This is a genomic window from Sphingomonas sp. CCH9-F2 (assembly GCF_001556735.1).
In the GTDB taxonomy this organism is placed as follows: Bacteria; Pseudomonadota; Alphaproteobacteria; order Sphingomonadales; family Sphingomonadaceae; genus Sphingomonas; species Sphingomonas ginsenosidimutans.
Genome location: NZ_LSJO01000588.1, coordinates 1 through 493, shown reverse-complemented (window position 1 = coordinate 493; position 493 = coordinate 1). Strand labels below are relative to the sequence as shown.

General features: G+C 76.7%; 2 protein-coding genes. One reads left to right on the top strand and one right to left on the bottom strand.

Annotated elements, in window-relative coordinates:
* Positions 1–3 precede the first annotated feature (3 nt).
* Positions 4–291, top strand: coding sequence for a BolA family protein (locus tag AX685_RS16490; protein ID WP_082741031.1), 288 nt, complete (start codon positions 4–6; stop codon positions 289–291).
* Positions 292–299: 8 nt separating this feature from the next.
* On the opposite strand, the gene AX685_RS16485 is transcribed toward AX685_RS16490, so the two are convergent.
* Positions 300–493: hypothetical protein (locus AX685_RS16485; protein ID WP_231738967.1), on the bottom strand; the 194-nt coding region annotated here is incomplete at its 5' end.

Here is a 493-nt window from a genome sequence, read left to right as displayed (position 1 = left end):
GCGATCGCCCCCGCCCCGACCGTCGCGGAGGCGATCGCCGAACGGCTGACCGCCGCCTTGTCCCCCACCCGGCTGGAGGTGGTGAACGACAGCGCGCGGCATCGCGGGCACATGGGCGACGACGGCACGGGGGAAAGCCATTTCCACGTGACGGTCGAAAGCGCCGCCTTCGCGGGGCAGAGCCGCGTCGCGCGCCAGCGGATGGTCAACCACGCGCTGGCCGATTTGCTGGCGGAGCGGATCCACGCGCTGGCGATCAGCGCGCGCGCGCCCGGCGAGGGGGCACGCTGACGCAGCGGTCACCCGCCGCCGCCCGCCACCGCGTCGGGACCGTCGCGCCAGCCGTCCGCGACACCCTCCGGTCCGCCTGACGCCGCGCGCGCCGGAGCGGCCCGCTTCGTGAACCAGGCATCGCGCGCGGCGGCGAGCACGGCCATCGCGGGCGCATCGCGATGATCGGGGCCGGGGCCCATCACCGCCTCCTCCTCCGGGG